At 65.1% G+C, this 16,784-nt stretch carries 14 protein-coding genes; 8 read left to right on the top strand and 6 right to left on the bottom strand.

From position 1 onward, the window contains the following. Window positions 1-111: 111 nt before the first annotated feature. Entirely contained in the window at window positions 112-1,932 is a 1,821-nt protein-coding gene (locus P2869_RS30280) for an NPCBM/NEW2 domain-containing protein (protein WP_277598919.1), read from the bottom strand. A 148-nt stretch (window positions 1,933-2,080) separates the two neighbouring features. Between P2869_RS30280 and P2869_RS30275 the strand changes: the two genes are divergently transcribed. The 5 genes from P2869_RS30275 to P2869_RS30255 all read left to right on the top strand — a co-directional run bounded on the left by P2869_RS30275 (window position 2,081) and on the right by P2869_RS30255 (window position 6,346). Continuing rightward, the gene (locus P2869_RS30275; protein ID WP_026121287.1) at window positions 2,081-2,266 is read left to right on the top strand and encodes a glycine zipper 2TM domain-containing protein; all 186 of its coding nucleotides are present in this window, start codon (window positions 2,081-2,083) and stop codon (window positions 2,264-2,266) included. 236 nt (window positions 2,267-2,502) lie between these two features. Continuing rightward, complete coding sequence (locus P2869_RS30270; protein ID WP_277598918.1) at window positions 2,503-3,891, top strand: ATP-binding protein; 1,389 nt, start codon at window positions 2,503-2,505, stop codon at window positions 3,889-3,891. A 12-nt stretch (window positions 3,892-3,903) separates the two neighbouring features. Continuing rightward, complete coding sequence (locus P2869_RS30265) at window positions 3,904-4,272, top strand: response regulator (RefSeq protein WP_017774017.1); 369 nt, start codon at window positions 3,904-3,906, stop codon at window positions 4,270-4,272. Beyond that, window positions 4,265-4,876: a chemotaxis protein CheC gene (locus P2869_RS30260; RefSeq protein WP_042300765.1), complete on the top strand. Its 612-nt coding sequence runs from the start codon at window positions 4,265-4,267 to the stop codon at window positions 4,874-4,876. The genes P2869_RS30265 and P2869_RS30260 overlap by 8 nt, the downstream gene beginning before the upstream one ends. A 36-nt stretch (window positions 4,877-4,912) precedes the next feature. Further along, a complete protein-coding gene (locus P2869_RS30255) occupies window positions 4,913-6,346 on the top strand; it encodes an HD domain-containing phosphohydrolase (protein WP_277598917.1) in 1,434 nt (477 codons plus the stop codon). 49 nt (window positions 6,347-6,395) lie between these two features. Here the strand turns inward: P2869_RS30255 and P2869_RS30250 are convergent, their stop codons facing one another. Then, window positions 6,396-6,650 (bottom strand): hypothetical protein, encoded by a 255-nt coding sequence (locus P2869_RS30250; protein ID WP_277599936.1) that lies wholly within the window; start codon window positions 6,648-6,650, stop codon window positions 6,396-6,398. Window positions 6,651-6,878: 228 nt separating this feature from the next. Further along, window positions 6,879-7,460: an Lrp/AsnC family transcriptional regulator gene (locus P2869_RS30245; protein ID WP_277598916.1), complete on the bottom strand. Its 582-nt coding sequence runs from the start codon at window positions 7,458-7,460 to the stop codon at window positions 6,879-6,881. 200 nt (window positions 7,461-7,660) lie between these two features. On the opposite strand from P2869_RS30245, the gene P2869_RS30240 reads away from it, so the two are divergent. Continuing rightward, complete coding sequence (locus P2869_RS30240; protein WP_017774012.1) at window positions 7,661-8,677, top strand: 1-aminocyclopropane-1-carboxylate deaminase; 1,017 nt, start codon at window positions 7,661-7,663, stop codon at window positions 8,675-8,677. A gap of 37 nt (window positions 8,678-8,714) precedes the next feature. Here P2869_RS30240 and P2869_RS30235 read toward each other — a convergent pair whose 3' ends face one another. Beyond that, complete coding sequence (locus P2869_RS30235; RefSeq protein ID WP_277598915.1) at window positions 8,715-9,227, bottom strand: DUF1697 domain-containing protein; 513 nt, start codon at window positions 9,225-9,227, stop codon at window positions 8,715-8,717. 265 nt (window positions 9,228-9,492) lie between these two features. Here P2869_RS30235 and P2869_RS30230 point away from each other — a divergent pair, with 265 nt between their 5' ends. Together P2869_RS30230 and P2869_RS30225 are read left to right on the top strand one after the other, a co-directional pair. Continuing rightward, the gene (locus P2869_RS30230) at window positions 9,493-10,641 is read left to right on the top strand and encodes a porin (RefSeq protein WP_277598914.1); all 1,149 of its coding nucleotides are present in this window, start codon (window positions 9,493-9,495) and stop codon (window positions 10,639-10,641) included. Window positions 10,642-10,807: 166 nt separating this feature from the next. Then, window positions 10,808-14,719, top strand: coding sequence for an enterotoxin A family protein (locus tag P2869_RS30225; RefSeq protein ID WP_277598913.1), 3,912 nt, complete (start codon window positions 10,808-10,810; stop codon window positions 14,717-14,719). Between the two features lie 100 nt (window positions 14,720-14,819). Here P2869_RS30225 and P2869_RS30220 read toward each other — a convergent pair whose 3' ends face one another. Together P2869_RS30220 and P2869_RS30215 are read right to left on the bottom strand one after the other, a co-directional pair. Then, window positions 14,820-16,298 (bottom strand): DHA2 family efflux MFS transporter permease subunit, encoded by a 1,479-nt coding sequence (locus P2869_RS30220; RefSeq protein WP_277598912.1) that lies wholly within the window; start codon window positions 16,296-16,298, stop codon window positions 14,820-14,822. Window positions 16,299-16,313: 15 nt separating this feature from the next. Beyond that, window positions 16,314-16,745 carry a VOC family protein gene (locus P2869_RS30215; RefSeq protein WP_126875432.1) on the bottom strand — a complete coding sequence of 144 codons (432 nt, stop codon included), beginning with the start codon at window positions 16,743-16,745 and terminating at the stop codon, window positions 16,314-16,316. Window positions 16,746-16,784 lie beyond the last annotated feature (39 nt).

The following is a 16,784-nucleotide window of genomic DNA, read 5'->3' as shown; positions in this document are numbered from 1 at the left end:
CGCAAGACGCAGACGCAAGACGCAAGACGCAGACGCAAGACGCAGACGCAAGACGCAGACGCAAGACGTAGACGCAAGACGTAGACGCAAGACGCGACGAGACGCGTTTCGCTACGGCCCGCCCACCGAGCCGTTCGCACACACCATAGAGGGATCCGCCCACGCTGCCCGATCGCCGGCCTGTCCGCCCGAGCGCGACGTGACCACGAGCCGCAACGTATCGCGCCCGGAGATGTCGACGCGCACCGTCTTCGGCGGCGTGGCAGCGGTAAGCGGACCGCTGTCGTAGAGCAGCACGTTGTCGGCCCAGACCTGGAGCGTTGCGCGGCTCGTGGCGGGCGCATGGCTGTCGAGTCCGATGTCGCTCTGAAACGAGCGGCACCGCCGGCCGAGCCGGTAGACGATCTGGGTGGGGACGCTGACGGCGATGCCGTCGCGATACGCCACGCCGCCCGCCTCAATCGCAGCGGCGGGCCGCGCGCCCGCGGGAAGATGGCGCCGCGCCGTGGCAGGCGGCCATACCTTCACGCCAACCTCGCTAGCCGGCGCATTCGCCGCCGCGCCCGCGCGCGTGGCCATCCAGATCCACGGCTGCGCGGCGAGCGGCCCCGTCACGGCAACGGGATCGCGTCCATCGAGCTGGATGAGTCGCGCGCCCGTGGCCGGTACCGTGACGCTTACGCCGCCGTTTGTGATCGTCAGCGGCGTGCGTGTCAGCAGATCCCACGCCCTTTGCGGCTCATTCAGACCGATACCCGCGAATCGCACGGCCGCCTGTACGGGCGCCGCGCCGCGGTTGAAGAGCGCCACCGCACGTGTGCCGCTTTGCACGAGCGGTTTCGTCCAGACCTGCACGGCGCCGGTGCTGTCGGCTTGATCGAGCACAGCAGGCAGCGCGAGCGCGTCCTGATTCACGGCGATGACACCGGGGTTCGTGAGCAACGCGCGCGTGGCGTCGCTTTGCGTGCGTACGTCGTTGCCCGCGTTCAGCGGGCTCGACATGATGGCCCACATGATGAAGTGCGCCGCGTCCTGATCGGCGCTCAGCGTGTGGCCCACTTCGAGCATGTCGAGATCGTTGAAATAGCCTGGCACGGCCCACGCCACGTCGGCAGCGGCGATATCGACAATCGACTCCACCGACGCAAACCGTTCCGTGATGTCCTGCGAAATGCGCGACGTGTCCGCGTAGGCGGGCGCGTAGAACGCGCCGTCGTCGGCGAACCGCGTGCGCAGCGTGCGATTGTAGCTGTAGGGATTGATGCTCAGATACATGGGCCGCCCCGTTGCGGCGATGCCCGCGCGCATGGCGGCGAACGTGCTGAGCTGGCCGCCGCAGAGGTCGAGCTTGATGTAGTCCACACCCCAATCCGCGAAGGTCTGGGCATCGACGCGTTCGTGCCCGAGGCTTCCCGCCTTCGCGCCTTGCGGCCAGCCTGGGGGATGCCGGTCGGTGGTCATGCCCGCGCACGTGCTCACGTTGCCCGACGTGTACAGCCCGAATTTCAGGCCCTTGCTATGGACGTAGCGCGCGAGGGCGGCAATGCCGCCTGGGAACGCGTGCGCATCCGCATAGAGCTTGCCGGTCTTCGGATCGCGGCCGCCTACCCAGCAGTCGTCCACGGTGACGTAGCGGTACCCCGCCGCGGCCATGCCGTTGGACGCCATCGCGTCGGCCACCGCGCGGATCGTCTTTTCGTCGACGCGGCACGAAAACGCGTTCCACGAGTTCCAGCCCATTGGCGGCAACGCATAGCGCACGGGCGCCGTGGCTACGCCTCGATCGGGCGTGCCAGCGGAGACAGCGCCACTGTCGTGGCCCAATGTGCTGCATGCGGCGAGCAGTGCGGCCAGCACCACGCCGAACGCACGCATGACGACGTGCATTGCGAGCGTCGAATCACCATGAACCGATGTGAAACGTTTGCGCATACGTTGTTCTCCTTGGCTTCATGGCGTGAACGCAATGGGCGCCACCCTGTGAGCAAGCTTCACGCCCATGTCGCGAACCATCAAAAACGATAGAACGGCACGTCGTTTGCTGAATAAGAGACATCCGTTTCAATTCAGGGACAAGACCATGAAACGACTTCTTTTCGTCAGCGTCTGGGCCGCGGCGTTGCTGGCTGCGCCGCTTTCGGGATGCACGCTGGGCGGCGCGGCCGCCGGCGGCTACGTGGGCCACGAGGCGACGCACGGCAGCACCGTAGGTACGGTAGGCGGCGCGGTGGCAGGCGGCATCATCGGACACGAACTCGGCAAGTAGCCTGCGCTGTCTGCCTGCAGTGCACAACGCATGGAGGCGGCCCAAAAAGGGCCGCATTTCATTTCGATCTACTCACTGCGCTCCCCTCCACCATCGCATCACAGGGATTCCCCGCATTCTGTATACGGAACGGCGGCCGTTAACGCAGATGTCGATCACGTTATCGTGCGTGCGCAGGTTCCGCCTCAGCCTTCCGTTAGAGCAGGCAGCCTGTTTGCCAACGCGCTGTTCTCGCCATGCCGGACGTCACCAGAACGCAGTTGTCGGAAGCCATTGTCGAACTCGTCAACTGCGGCGTGTTCTCGGTGGATCACGACATGCGCGTGCTTTCGTGGAACCGCTTCATGGAGTACCACAGCGGACGGCTTTGCGACGACGTGCTGGGGCAGGACCTCTTTGCGCTATTCCCCGACCTGCCGCGCCGCTGGCTCACGAAGAAGGTGGAAAGCGTGTTCGCGCTGGGCGTGTCGATGTTTTCGTCGTGGGAGCACCGGCCGTATCTGTTTCGCTTCGAGCATTCGCGTCCCATTACGGGAACGATCGACGCCATGCGCCAGAACTGCAGCTTCGTTCCCATCGACGACGGAAGCGGAGCCGTAATCGCCGTGGGCGTGACCATCGTGGATGCAACGGACATCTGCATGGCGTATGGCGAGTTGCAGGAGCGCGAAAAGATGGCGACGAACATGCTCGCGGAACTGACGCAACGCAACGAGCAGCTTTCGGCGCTGAACGACGAGCTGGCGCAGGCGCATCAGCAGTTGCTGCAGTCCGAGAAGCTCGCGGCCATCGGTCAGCTTGCCGCAGGCATCGCGCACGAGATCAACAACCCCGTGGGGTTCGTGCTCTCGAACCTGAATACGCTCTCGGGCTACCTCGCCACGTTGACGCGTTACGTGGAAGACGTGGGCGCGGCGGTGGCACGCAGCGGCGACGCCGGTTTGAAGTCCGCCGTGGCTGCGCTCGAAAAGCAGGCGGACCTGGGCTACGTGCGCGACGACGCGCCGGCGCTGGTGGCGGAATCGAAGGACGGGCTCGCGCGCGTGCGCGACATCGTGGTGGATCTGCGCGATTTTTCGCGCGTGGACAGTGCGCATCAGTGGGAATGGGTAGACATTCACCGCTGCATCGAATCCACGCTGAACATCGTGCACAACGAGGTCAAGTATCTGGCCGAGCTCGTGCGCGAGTACGGCGAGCTGCCGCAGGTGCATTGCATTCCGTCGCAGATCAATCAGGTGGTGCTGAATCTGGTGGTGAACGCTGCGCAATCGTACGCGGGGCTGCATGGCGATGGCGCACACCGAGAAGGCCGGCGCGGCACGATCACCATTCGCACCGGCTACGAAGCGAACGAGGGGCGCGGCGTGCCTTTTGTGTGGTTCGAAATTGAGGACGCCGGCTGCGGAATCGCACCGGAGAACCTGAAGCGCATTTTCGATCCGTTCTTCACGACCAAGCCCGTTGGCACGGGCACGGGGCTCGGGCTCTCGGTGAGCTACGGCATCGTGAACGCGCATCACGGACGGATCACGGTAACAAGCGAGCGCGGCGTGGGCACCACGTTCCGCGTTGCGCTGCCGGTGGACGGCGCGGCGGACGCCGCGTTGCCGGCAACAGGCTGATGAGGAGGTGGTATGGCTTTACCCGTAATCGTTGCGGACGATTCGATGCTCGCTCGCAAGTTGTTGATCAAGTCCTTGCCCGACGACTGGGACGTGGAAATCGCGCAGGCGTCCAACGGCGCCGAAGCGCTGGACCTGTACCGCGCCGGCAAGGGCGCCGTGATTTTTCTGGACTTGACCATGCCCGTCATGGATGGCTTCACGGTGCTCGAAAGCATTCGCCACGAAGGCATGGACACGTTCGTCATCGTGGTATCCGCCGACATTCAGTCCGGCGCGGTGGAGCGCGTGAAGGCGCTGGGTGCGATCGGTTTCGTGCCGAAGCCGGTTTCGACCGATCGCATCGTGCCGATTTTGAGGGGGTACGGGCTCTATGAATGAACTGTTTCTCAACGAAGAGCACCGCGACGCGCTCCAGGAAATTTCCAACATCGGCATGGGCAAGGCCGGTGCCGCGCTCGCGGAGCTGCTGGGGGCGTTCGTCACGCTGTCGGTCCCCGACATCAAGCTGGTGAGCGCAGACCAGTTGCGCAACGAACTGATTGCCGCGGAACAGGCGAAAGACGTGCCGCCGCCCGTGCGTCAGTCGTTTCAGTCCGACATTTCGGGCGAGGCCATCGTGCTGTTCGGGCGCGACGGCCGCCGCGAACTCAAGGAGCTGATGGGCTACGAGGACGTGTCGAGCGATATAGAAAGCGAAGTGCTGGCCGACATTGCGAGCCTGCTGGTGGGCGCGTGCGTGTGCAGCGTGTTCGAGCAACTGGGCCGGAGGCTGTCGTTTTCGCGGCCCACGTTCGTGCTGCCCGATGGACTCGTGCGCGCGCTCGGCGAACAGCACCTGGGCCGCTGGGACGTGGCGCTCCTGCTCGAAGTGCATTTCACGCTGGAACGCGGCGGCTTTGTGGCGAAGCTCGTGATGCTGTTGCCCGATGCGGCCATCCAGAAGATGAAGTCCGCGCTCGAACAGTTTCTTGCAGCGCTGTGAAGAGAACCGGAGAACAAGACCACGATGGGGGCGCTCATGACGGCGTATGAAGACAACGTGCACGACGTTTCGGCATCTTCCCTGGCGGGGCCTTTGGTGGCCGAGCAGCCTGCAGCCACTGAAGAAGCGGGCGCAGGCACGGATGCCGCCCGCGTAGAGGCGGTTCTCGTCGACGACAACACGCCGTGCGTGCTGCTCGTGGACGACGAGCCCGGCGTGCTCTCCGCGCTGCGCCGGCTGTTGCGGCCCACGGGCTACCGCGTGTTCACCGCCGAGAGCGCCGCCGCGGCGCTGGAACTGCTTGCGTCCGTGGAAGTGGACGTCGTGGTATCCGACATGCGCATGCCCAACATGAACGGCGCCGAGTTTCTCGCTGCCGTGAAGGCGCTGTATCCCGAGACCGTGCGCATCCTGCTCACGGGATATTCCGAACTGGACTCCGCAGTGCATGCCATCAACGAAGGCGGCGTGTATCACTATCTCAACAAGCCCTGGGACGACCAGGAGCTGTTGCTGACGCTGCGTAACGCCGTCGAGCAGCGCGCGTTGCAGCGCGAGGCCGCACGGCTCACGGAACTCACGCGGCAGCAGAACGAGGCGCTGCGCGAATTCAATACGGAACTGGAAGTACAGGTTCACGCGCGAACCGAGGAAATTCGGCAGACGGTGCTCTTTCTCGAAGACGCGCAGCACGACCTGAAGAACAACTTCGCGACCATGGTGCAGGTGTGCGCGAACATGATCGAGCTGCGCTGCGGCGCCGTGGCGGGACAGTCCACGCGCGTGGCCGATCTCGCGAGGCAGATCGCGCTCGCGCTGGGCATGAGCGGCTTACAGGCACAGGACGTGTTCTACGCCGGCCTGCTGCACGGCATCGGCAAACTCGCGCTGCCCGACGAACTGCTGCGCAAGTCGCTGGACCGCCTTTCGCCGGAAGAACTGCAACTCTTCTATCAGCACCCGCTGCGGGCGCAGATGGTGCTCACGCCCGTGACGCAGCTCGCTCACGTCGCGCAGATCATCCGGCAGCAGTACGAGCGGTACAACGGTCGCGGCGTGCCGGATGGCCTGATTGGCGAAGACATCGTGATGGGTGCGCGCATTCTGGCGTTGGCGCGCGACTTCGAGGGCCTGTGCAGCGGCGGCCTCGTGAAAGACCACGTCACGCCGCAAAAGGCCGCGGCGATGATCCGCTCACAGTCGGGGCTGCGTTACGACCCGCTCGTCGTGGAGCGTTTCTTCTCGGTGCTGGAGGAACGGGCGAAGCAGGCGGGCGGCGACCCGCTGGAGCAGATTCAGAGCGGACAGTTACGCGAGGGCATGCGGCTTGCCGACGACCTGCGCACCGGCCGCGGCGTACTGCTGATGACGAGGGGGAGCGTGGTGAACGCGCATCAGATCGAACAGATCAGGCGCTTCGAAGCGCAGGAAGACAAGCCTTTCACGATCGTGGTTTATCGGCCCGCGTGAAAGTCGAAGGACCGACGGGCCGTGCGTGACTGCGCGGCCCTTGCGCGATTCAGCGCATTGGATGCGGCGGCGCGGCGTCCGTGCTGTCCGTTGTTGCTGCAGAGGCTTTGGACGTTGCAACGGCGCCGTTGCTCTGCACCGATGCCTGGTCCGTCGCTTGTTCCGTCTTAGCTGCGCACACCGCATCGGCGAAACGCTGCAGCGCCGTGAGCGAGCCACACACGCTGTGGTAGCTCTGTTGTCCGATCTGCGCATCGAGCAGCACTTGCATGCCGGCCTTTCGTGCGAGTTCGAGAATGTCCATGAACCGGCTCCCTTGGGCGTCTACGTGTCGTGCACACGCCTGTAATTGGCTTATAGGGTCTGCTCAGTTTGCCTTGCGTGGCTGACGTGGCCGCGCGACAAGGTTGCTTGCGCGTTTGCCATGCCTCGTTAACACCTGGCGCTGCGCCGGTATTCCAGCAGACTGCATGAATCAAGCATAGAGCCGCATACCGCGTGCCGATCCAGTGAACAATGGGCAATAGACAACCTATTTCAGGCCCTGGATGGGGAACGCGGTGGTGGAAAGAATTTCCTTCAACACCATGAACGTGCGTATCTGGCGCACGCCGGGCAGGTAAAGCAGCTGTTCGGCGTGGAGGCGGTTGAAGCTGTCGCTGTCTTTCGTGCGCACCAGCATGAAATAGTCGAATTCGCCGGTGACCACGTGGCACTCCATGCAGCCGGCCACTTTTTGGGCGGCCTTCTCGAAGTCCGCGAACGACTCGGGCGTGGAACGGTCCAGCACCACGCCGATCACCACCAGCATGCCCGCGCCCAGCGCTTTCGGGTCCAGCAGCGCCACGACGCCGCGAATGAGCCCCGCCGCCTTGAGCCGCTCCACGCGGCGCAGACAGGCCGGCGCGCTGAGGTTCACGGTGGCCGCGAGGCTCACGTTGGAGATGGACGCATCGCGCTGCAACACGCGCAGGATGGCGCGGTCGATGCGATCGAGTTCGACCGCGGGCGCCGCGGCGTCTGCACCGCGTGGCACGGCAGTGGCGGCGGTGGTGCGGCGGCGCGTGGTGGATGCGCGACGTGACGAAGAGGCGCGCAATTTCGTTGTCGTCATAAAGACTCCCGTGCAATTTCGTTAAGCAAAGTTGCCCACTACGCTGCGCAAAGTAGGGCAACGTTATTTTTTTCGCAAGCTCATTTCCGCGCGGCTTTTCTAAGATGAACGCTCTGTGCCGGCGTTGGCGCAACCGCCTCTGCGTCACACGCATCCCCTTCCTCACTCGTCATCACTCGCTTACGCATTGGAGCCTCGCGATGAACCTCAAGCGCTTCCCCCGCTATCCGCTCACGTTCGGCCCCACGCCGATCCAGCCGCTCAAGCGGCTATCCGACCATCTGGGCGGCAAGGTCGAGCTGTACGCCAAGCGCGAAGACTGCAACAGCGGCCTTGCGTTCGGCGGCAACAAGACCCGCAAGCTCGAATATCTGATTCCCGAAGCGCTGGCGCAGGGCTGCGACACGCTCGTTTCCATCGGCGGCATCCAGTCGAACCAGACGCGCCAGGTGGCGGCGGTCGCCGCGCATCTGGGCATGAAGTGCGTGCTCGTGCAGGAAAACTGGGTGAACTACTACGACGCCGTATATGACCGCGTCGGCAACATCCAGATGTCGCGCATCATGGGCGCCGACGTGCGGCTCGTGCCGGACGGCTTCGACATCGGCTTTCGGCGCAGTTGGGAAGACGCGCTGGAGAGCGTGCGCGCCGCGGGCGGCAAGCCTTACGCGATTCCCGCGGGCTGCTCGGACCATCCGCTAGGCGGGCTCGGTTTCGTGGGCTTTGCCGAGGAAGTGCGTCAGCAGGAAGCCGAACTGGGCTTCAAGTTCGACTACGTGGTGGTGTGTTCGGTAACGGGCAGCACGCAGGCGGGCATGGTCGTGGGCTTCGCAGCGGACGGCCGCGCGGACCGCGTGATCGGCATCGACGCTTCGGCGAAACCGGAGAAAACGCGCGAACAGATCACGCGTATCGCGAAGCAAACGGCTGAAGCCGTGGACCTGGGCCGCGATATCACCGAACGCGACGTGGTGCTCGACGAGCGCTTCGGCGGTCCTGAATACGGGCTGCCGAACGAAGGCACGCTGGAGGCGATCCGGCTGTGCGCGCGCATGGAAGGCATGCTGACCGACCCTGTCTACGAGGGCAAATCGATGCACGGCATGATCGAGCGCGTGCGAAACGGCGAATTCCCGGCAGGGTCGAAGGTGCTTTATGCGCACCTGGGCGGCGTGCCGGCGCTCAATGCCTACAGCTTCCTGTTCCGCGAAGGTTGAGCGGCGGCATCGCGCAAGACATGGGCGACTTCGCGAGTTATTCGGTCGCCCACGTCGCCAGTGTTTCTATCGTGTTCATGTTGCGCGCCGTTCCCGCGCTCGCAGCCGGAATTTTCAGCTTCGAGCGCGCCATGCCGCTGCCGTAGTGCACGAAGATCTCGCGCGTGCCGAGCGCGATCTCTTCGTCCTGCTGGCCGGTTACCCGTGACAGCGCGTCCGCGGCCGGCGGGGCATCGAGGAAGATCGCCACGGTCCGGTTCGGGGCAGCCGCTTTGAACGGGTTCCCGGCCAGCACGGCCATCAGTTCCGGGCCGGTGCGGATCAGCACACCCACCGGCTTGCCGGCATAAGCTTGCAGCCCGCTTTCTATTCGCGCCTTCACCGCCGCTTCCGCAAGCCGGCTTTCGAACACCACGTTGCCGCTCGCAATGTAGGTGCGCACGTTGGTCAAGCCAACGGATTCGCAGATCGCCCGCAAGTCGGACATCGGCAGCTTGCCCGTACCGCCGACATTCACAGCGCGCAGCAGCGCCACGTATCGCGTCGTCATCTTCCACCTCGGTTTGTCGGTTTTTGCCCACACGTTGGTTCGGACCGGCTGGCCCATCCAACGGACCACCCATCGGCCCGCGTACCGACCGGAGCGGCCCGTGCGGCATCGTGACGCGATTCTCGCCGATTCTGCAAAGGTCCCATCCAGATCCAGCAATATGACCCGTCGAATTGGCCGACTATGCTCGCGGCCGTGGTATCAGTCGGCAAATGTACAAGCTGTTGAGCCGCGAAGAAAATCAGTTGCTTAGGGGATCAAACTTATGAAGAAAATCGCTATTTCAGCGGGTGTCGGTACGCTGTTCACGGTGGCCGCGTCGTCGGCGTTTGCACAAAGTTCTGTCACGTTGTACGGCCTCGTCGATACGGCCATTCGCTATCAGACCAATGCCGGTCCCGATGGCAAAGATCTGATCGGCATGACGGTTGGCCCCGAAACTCACAGCCGTTGGGGACTGCGCGGCACCGAAGACCTGGGCGGCGGCCTGTCGGCCATCTTCCGTCTCGAGAACGGCTTCGAACTGGGCGACGGAAGGCTGCACGTGGCGAACACGCTGTTCAGCCGGCAAGCCTACGTGGGTCTGTCGAGCACACGCTACGGCGCGCTCACGTTCGGTAACCAGTACGCGCCGCTCTACGACACCATGGGCGACATCTTCGACCCGATGACGGTGGGCGACTACTGGCAAGACAGCTGGGCGTACAACGGCATCGGTAACTACCTGACCGTGCCGAACTCGGTGAAGTACACGGCCTCGTACAACGGCCTCTCCGTCGACGCTATCTATGGCTTCGGCAATCACGCCGGCGCGATGGGCCTCGACAGCACGTATGGCGTCGAATTGACGTACGCGCACGGCCCCGCGTCGCTCAACGCAGGCTTCCAGCAGTCTTCGGTGTCCTCGGCGAACGGCAGCGCGATCAACGGCGCGAAGGTCAACTTCCTGCACGTGAGCAGCGCGTATCAGATCACCTCCACGGTGCGGCTCCTCGCCGGCTGGCTGCACGGTCAGGACAAGACCGGCACGACGGACGGCAACATGCAGCAAGCCGGCGCGCCGACCTTGAACGGCCACAGCCCGAACCGCATCGACGACACGTTTTACGTTGGCGCCAACTGGCGCGCCACGCCGCCGCTGCTGATCACCGTGGCCGGCTATTACGGTCACGCGCGCAATGCCGAACGCCTGGACGGCACGCTGGGCTCGGGCGTCAACTATTCCGCCACGATGCTGGCCGAATACTCGCTCTCGAAGCGCACCGAAGTGTATGGCACGGTGGACTTCGCACGGGGCACGGGCGCCTTCGCCGCCGACTACCCGGGCGTGACCAATCCGGCCACCGGCAATGTGGATCGCATCGGCCGCACCAACAACGTCGGCGCGGCAGTGGGTCTGCGGCAGATGTTCTGATGAGCGAGCGCGGGCCAGATTCCCTGCCAGCTTCGCGTGACGCGACGCAAGTTCCGGCCCCGCAATAGTTTGTCTTTTACGTTGCGCTGTACTGCAAGGTCAGGCGCCGTTTCGGGCGCCCGCTGGTCCGGCCTGCGCCGGACCTCGCCTTGCAGGAGAGCGAGCAATGTCGACGCCCATCACCGGTTCCACGGGTCATCACAACCCGACTGTCACCGATGACGCAAACGCTGGCCACACGACGGGCAACGCGCCCGTGAATGGCCGGAACGCGAACGCCCAACCCACTCCCCAACCCACGCCGGCCACGCAGCCCACCACGGCGGCCAATCACTCGACGCTCGGCGCGCTGGCAAACGGCGCAAAGCGAGTGGGCGGCAAAGCGGTGGATGCCACGCGCAACGGCCTTGCCAAGACCGACCCCGTGCTCGCGCCCACGGCCGCCGCCGGCTACGAGCTATGGGCGGCGAGCAACGCGATCGGCGCGGGCTCGGGGCTTGCCAGCACGTTCAGCGGCGCGAATCACGCCACCTCGGCGGCATCCGCGGCGACGAACGGTATCGGCATGCTGCCTTCGGCGCTCGACGTCGCGGCCACCGCGGTGGGCTTCGGCAACAAGGCGTTCAAGCTCGCAGACGCCAGCAAGAAGGCGAAGTCCGAAACGCCCGGCAGCGTGGAGGGACGCGACGCGTCCACGGCGCTCAACCAGGCGCGCGGCAATCTGGCGCGCGCCACGCCCGGCGCGATTCGCGACGTCGGCTTGGGGTCCGCGGGGCTTGCCGGGCGCATCTATACGGCGGCGCACCCGGGCCACTCGATGTACGGCGACAAGGCGGCCTCCGTAACGGCAGACGGCGCGCTCGCCATTCCGTCGGGCGCCATGTATCTCGCAACGGGCGCGCTGCAAAGCGCGAAGGTGGACCGCGGCGTGGACCGCACGCAGGCACTGCGCTCGTCGGTGCTCAATCCGCCCAGTGCGCGCACGGACTCGCAAAGCGAAGCCATGCGCAGGCTGGACGACGCCTTTGCGTCAGGGCATCTCAGTCCCAACGTCTATTCGATTCTGCGCACGCGCAGCGATGCCGAGGTGCAACGCTTCGTCGATAACTTCGCGGCGCTGGGCGCGATCGGTCAGCAGCGCCTCGCGAAAGTGCTGCACTTTCCCGGCGAGCAGATTGCGATGAAAGTGCTCAACATGGGGCGCACCACGAACCTGAACACGGCCAGCATGCGCCGCGCCGCGCGCGAAGAAGTGATCGACGCGTTCATCTCCAAAGAAGTGCGGCCGGGCCGCACGGCCGCGCTTTTCGATGAACTCAAGACCGTGCGCAGCGAGGCGTTGGGCGCGAAGACATCGCCCGACGTGGCCGCGCTTCAGCGAACCATGCAAGACGCCGGCATCGATGCGAGCCAGTTCAGCCCGAATACGCTGAAGGCGATCGCGGCATCGGGGCAGCAGGCCGCGTTCGTTGCGCGCTATAAGGCGCTGTCGCCAGAGGAGAAGACTCGTCTGCAATCCACGCTGCATTTCGGCTCGTGGCGCTTCTGGAAGAGCGACGCCACGCTGCCCACCACGAAGCATCAGCGCTCCGACATTCGCGCCGCGCTCATCAAGCAGTTCGCGGGCGGCGCGAGTCTGGACCGCCTGGATGCGATGAAGGTGCGCTACAACCAGAAGGTGCTGCCGTTGCAGACAGGCCGCACGCACCTTCAACCGGCACCCGTCGATACGATGCGCGCGCACATTCTTGCGCATCAGGACAACACGCTCAGCACGCTCAAGGAAGAAAAGCGCCACGCGAAGATTCAGGTGGGCTACGGCGTGGTCAACGCGGCTGCGGGCGTGGCCGAACTCGCGGTGAACCCTGGCGCTGCCGCGGGCATCAGCGCGACGCGCGCGGTGCTGAGCCCGTTCTATCTCGCCTATGCGGGGCGGCGCGGCGTGGTGGGTGAAATCAACTCGCAGAACGCGAAACCCGTGAACGCCGCGATGCGCGAAGAGGCTTTGCTGCGCGCGTTGCCGCAGGTGCATGAACGCATCGTGACGGGCGGGGCGCAGACGAGCCGCTTGCGTCACCCGCAGCAGTTCCTGCGCGACGAACTCAAGCTCAGCGACGGCGATATCCGCAAAGTGCAGACGCTGGAGCGCGACGGCAAGGGCGCCGAGGCGCGCGCGTTTCTCGCGGAAAAGAACTCGGAGGCAAACGTGCTGATCGCGCTGCGCGTGCTGTCCGAAGAAAGCGCGGGGCTGGGTACGGATGGGCACCAGCAGAACGCGCTGCACTTCATTGCCAACGAAGCCGCGGCGGGCGGAAACGGCACGCTTGCCGCAATCAATCACATGTCCGAGCCGGACGCCACATTCGAGGCGCTGAAGAAGCACCTTGTCGACGACGTTTCGTACAACCCGGCTGCGGGCATCGATACGCTCGCGCACCAGCTTTCGTCAGGCACCGCGATAGTGGACGTGGGCCTCGAGAACAAGGCACGCTACGAAGGCGAGCCTGCGCAAGACATCGCGCGCGATCTGCAACAGCGTTTCGCGCGCGACAATCCGTCGTTTGCCACGCGGCTTTTCACTGCCGATCTGTTCGGCGGCGGCGACCGTGCCATCGCCGCGCGCAACATGCTGCGCGATTTTCGCTTCAGCGAAACGGAAATCTCGCAGCTGCAAGGCATGGGCAAGAAAGATGCGGCGACGTGGCTGGAGGGTCACCTCTTCGGCGAGAACCTGCGGCGCCGCTTTTCCACACAGATGCTCGACCAGGGCGGGCGCGACGCGGCATCGCAGGCGGTGGACCACATGCCGCAACACGAAGCCGACGCGCGCGAGCCGCTCACGTGGCGGCACAACCTGGAGGGCGCGGGCATCAACGTGATCGACAACGCCGGCACGCCGGGTCTCGATTCCATGCTGCACGCGCTGTATCAGCACATGTCGGGCAAGACCGATTCGTCGTCCAGCGCGATGCAGCGCAAGGTGATGGACGCACGGCGCCGCGTGATCGCAGAGGTCACGCAGGGGCAGCCGGGCGCGCACGTCGACGTCACGCAGCATCGCGACGCGATTGTGCGCATTGCGGGGCAGGTGTTCGGCAAGCCGGGCGCGACGGTGAAGATCGTGAATGCGTCGGGACAGGGGCAGGCCGAACGCGTGGGCGCGGGCCGCGACAATCCTCGCGCGCCGGTGGCGGCCGTGCTCTGCTACGACGGGCAAACGGGCCGCACGTTCGCGCTGCACGGCGGCGACGCGGAGCGGCTCAGAACGCGCGTATCGCCGAACGCGCCTGAGGTGCCGATGCCCGCGCTGGAGGAAGAGGGCGCTTTCACGCGGAGTGTTTTCGCGGACCTGGGTATGTCGCCGGCGGCGAGTACCGCCAGCAGTTCCATGTTGAGCCGCTCGACTTCTGCTTCGTCCTCATCCTCGTCCTCGTCGGCGAGCACCGTATCGAGCACCCGGACGCAGCCGCCTGCCGACACCACGATCCACACGCGCGACGACCTGCATCGGTTCGTCACAGGCGGCCGGCCAGTGGGGACGGTTGTGGAGACCGGCCGTTCCGATCTGCTCGCCGATCAGAACCGGCTCTTCGAGTTTCAAGGCCTGGTTTTCCGCGGCGATTCGCGCACGCCGCAGCAGATCAGAACCGACGGTGGGTTTCGCAGCCGCAACGACCTGAACGTGCCCGCCAATCGCCTCGAAGCGCAGGGTCTTGCTGCGGGCAAGGGCGCCACGGGGCAGTCGGGCGTGTCCACCGCGAAGCAGATCGAACATGCGCTGCCCTACTGCAACAGCGGCCAGCGCGACGGGTACGTCTATATCGTCGACACGCGCCGGCTTCCGCCCAACGAACATGCCTACGACATGGCCGGCATCACCATGGAAAACGGCTACAAGAACACCGACGAAACGGGCGGCGAGGTCAACGTGACCCACATTCCGAATTCGGCAATCGTGGGCTGGGTTTCGGTGGAAGACGCCGACGATGTGATCGATCACCCGCAGGGGATCGGCTCCATCGCGAACATCCGCGACAGGATTCATCTGAATCCGGACTACACGAACGCGCAGCCTTGAGGCAGGACGGCAAGCGCAAGCGACGACGCAGTTGAGGCCGGCGCTTGCGCGTTGATGTGACAGGTTGCGGGTTCTACGCGAGCCTCACCGATGCAGCCCGTCACGCGTTCGGTGCTTCACTTCCCGCTTCGGAATGCTGATGCGACGCTTGCGCGTCGTCGTGCGCGGGCGGCTGCATGGTGCGCTTGAGCAGCGTGGCGCCGATCAGCGCTGCCGCCGCGGCCAGCGCGCCGCCGAACATGAACGCAACGTGATAGCCGCCGTTCAGCGCTGTCGTAGTGTCGGCACCCGCTTGCGCAAGCGACGACGTGCGCGCGGCCGCCAGGCTCGCGAGTATCGCGAGTCCCAATGCGCCGCCCATCATGAACGCGGTATTCACCATGCCGGATGCAAGGCCCGATTCGGTGGGCTTCACTTCGCTCATGGCGGCGAGCAGCACGGGGTTGAACGCGATGCCCGCGCCGAAGCCGAGCAGCATCATGCCGGGCAGCACGTCCATGACGAAGTGGCCGTCTGCAGGCGCGCGGGCGAACAGCAGCAAACCCGCGGCGGCCAGTAGCAACCCTGCCGCGAGCGGGGCGCGAATGCCGAAGCGCATCACGATGCGCGCGGAAAGCCCCAGTGAAAAGCCGCCCATGATGAGATTGGCTGGCAGGAACGCAAGGCCCACGCCGAGCGGGCGGTAGTTGAGCACGCGCTGCAGATACAGCGCCGAAATGAAGAACCACGCGAACATGGCCGCGGCCCACATCACGCCCACCACATTGGCCACCGCGATGCTGCGCAGCCGGAACAGGCCGAGCGGCATGAGCGGATGCTGCACGCGCGACTCGATGACGAGAAACGCCGCAAGCAGCACCACGGCGGCGCCGAGCAGACCGAGCGTCTGCGTCGAAGTCCAGCCCGCTTCGTTGCCGTTGACGATGGCGTAGACGGCAAGCATCAACGCAGCCGTCACCGTCACCGCGCCACTCACGTCCAGACGCTCGCCATGCGCGTGCCCGCGACCTGCGGGAATCAACGTGAGACACAGCGCATAGACGGCGATACCGATGGGCAGATTCACCAGAAAGATCCAGTGCCAACTGAGTACGTTCGTGAGCAGACCACCGAGCAGCACGCCGATGCTGCCGCCACCCGCGCACACGAAGCCATACACGCCCATCGCTTTCGCGCGCTCGCCTGGCTCGGTGAAAAGATTCATGATGAGCGAGAGCGACACGGCGGATACCACCGCGCCGCCCAGCCCCTGCACGGCGCGCGCGCAGACGAGCATCGTTTGAGAGTTGGCAATGCCGCACGCAAGCGACGCGAGCGTGAACAACGTGATGCCGCCGAGAAAGAGCCGGCGGTGTCCGTAGAGGTCGCCCAGCCTGCCGCCTAGCAGCAGGAACCCGCCGAACGTGAGCATGTAGGCGTTCACCACCCACACGAGCGAGGTCTCGGTGAAGCCCAGGTCCGCAGCGATGGAAGGCAGCGCCACGTTCACGATGGTGCTGTCCAGCACGATCATCAGCACGCCGAGGCAGAGTACGAGCAGTGCGAGCCACCGCTTGCGGTCTTCGATGTTATGCGTCATTCGTTGGGCTCCTGGCTAGCCTTGTACGACGTCGCCCGCGATCATCCACGGCGCGCCGAATCGATCCACCACCATGCCGAACACTTCGGCCCAGAACGTCTTTTGCAGCGGCATGATTGCGTTGCCGTTTTCCGCGAGCGCAGCAAACACGTGCTGGGCTTGCGCGACGGTGGCGTACGTGAGCGAGAGATGAAAACCCTTCATGCCGTCGTAGGGATAACCGACAGGGCAGTCCGACGCCATCAGAACGGCGCCGCCGTGCAGCACGAGGCGCGCATGCATGATGCGCTCGCTCGTGCCGGGTGCGAAGTTCTCGCAGTCGGCGGTATCGGGCGCGTCGGCGTAGGTCATCATCGCCTCGAGTTCGCCGCCCAGCGTGTGCTGGTAGAAGCGCAGCGCCTGCGCACAGTTGCCGTCGAACAGCAAATAGGGATTGAGCGCTTGCATGAGGTCTCCTCCGTGGCTCCGTGGCTTCGGCCGGTGGGA

Source organism: Paraburkholderia sp. SUR17 (genome assembly GCF_029536165.1).
GTDB lineage: Bacteria > Pseudomonadota > Gammaproteobacteria > Burkholderiales > Burkholderiaceae > Paraburkholderia > Paraburkholderia kururiensis.
This window is presented reverse-complemented; position numbering and strand designations above follow the sequence as displayed.

Bases quoted from the DNA above. Each gene is read 5' to 3' on its own strand.
- P2869_RS30240 (WP_017774012.1), top strand. From the start codon at position 7,661: ATGAACCTCAAGCGCTTCCCCCGCTATCCGCTCACGTTCGGCCCCACG.
- P2869_RS30265 (WP_017774017.1), top strand. From the start codon at position 3,904: ATGGCTTTACCCGTAATCGTTGCGGACGATTCGATGCTCGCTCGCAAG.
- P2869_RS30270 (WP_277598918.1), top strand. From the start codon at position 2,503: ATGCCGGACGTCACCAGAACGCAGTTGTCGGAAGCCATTGTCGAACTC.
- P2869_RS30220 (WP_277598912.1), bottom strand. From the start codon at position 16,298: ATGACGCATAACATCGAAGACCGCAAGCGGTGGCTCGCACTGCTCGTA.
- P2869_RS30260 (WP_042300765.1), top strand. From the start codon at position 4,265: ATGAATGAACTGTTTCTCAACGAAGAGCACCGCGACGCGCTCCAGGAA.
- P2869_RS30225 (WP_277598913.1), top strand. From the start codon at position 10,808: ATGTCGACGCCCATCACCGGTTCCACGGGTCATCACAACCCGACTGTC.
- P2869_RS30245 (WP_277598916.1), bottom strand. From the start codon at position 7,460: ATGACGACAACGAAATTGCGCGCCTCTTCGTCACGTCGCGCATCCACC.
- P2869_RS30235 (WP_277598915.1), bottom strand. From the start codon at position 9,227: ATGACGACGCGATACGTGGCGCTGCTGCGCGCTGTGAATGTCGGCGGT.
- P2869_RS30255 (WP_277598917.1), top strand. From the start codon at position 4,913: ATGACGGCGTATGAAGACAACGTGCACGACGTTTCGGCATCTTCCCTG.
- P2869_RS30230 (WP_277598914.1), top strand. From the start codon at position 9,493: ATGAAGAAAATCGCTATTTCAGCGGGTGTCGGTACGCTGTTCACGGTG.
- P2869_RS30250 (WP_277599936.1), bottom strand. From the start codon at position 6,650: ATGGACATTCTCGAACTCGCACGAAAGGCCGGCATGCAAGTGCTGCTC.
- P2869_RS30275 (WP_026121287.1), top strand. From the start codon at position 2,081: ATGAAACGACTTCTTTTCGTCAGCGTCTGGGCCGCGGCGTTGCTGGCT.
- P2869_RS30280 (WP_277598919.1), bottom strand. From the start codon at position 1,932: ATGCGCAAACGTTTCACATCGGTTCATGGTGATTCGACGCTCGCAATG.
- P2869_RS30215 (WP_126875432.1), bottom strand. From the start codon at position 16,745: ATGCAAGCGCTCAATCCCTATTTGCTGTTCGACGGCAACTGTGCGCAG.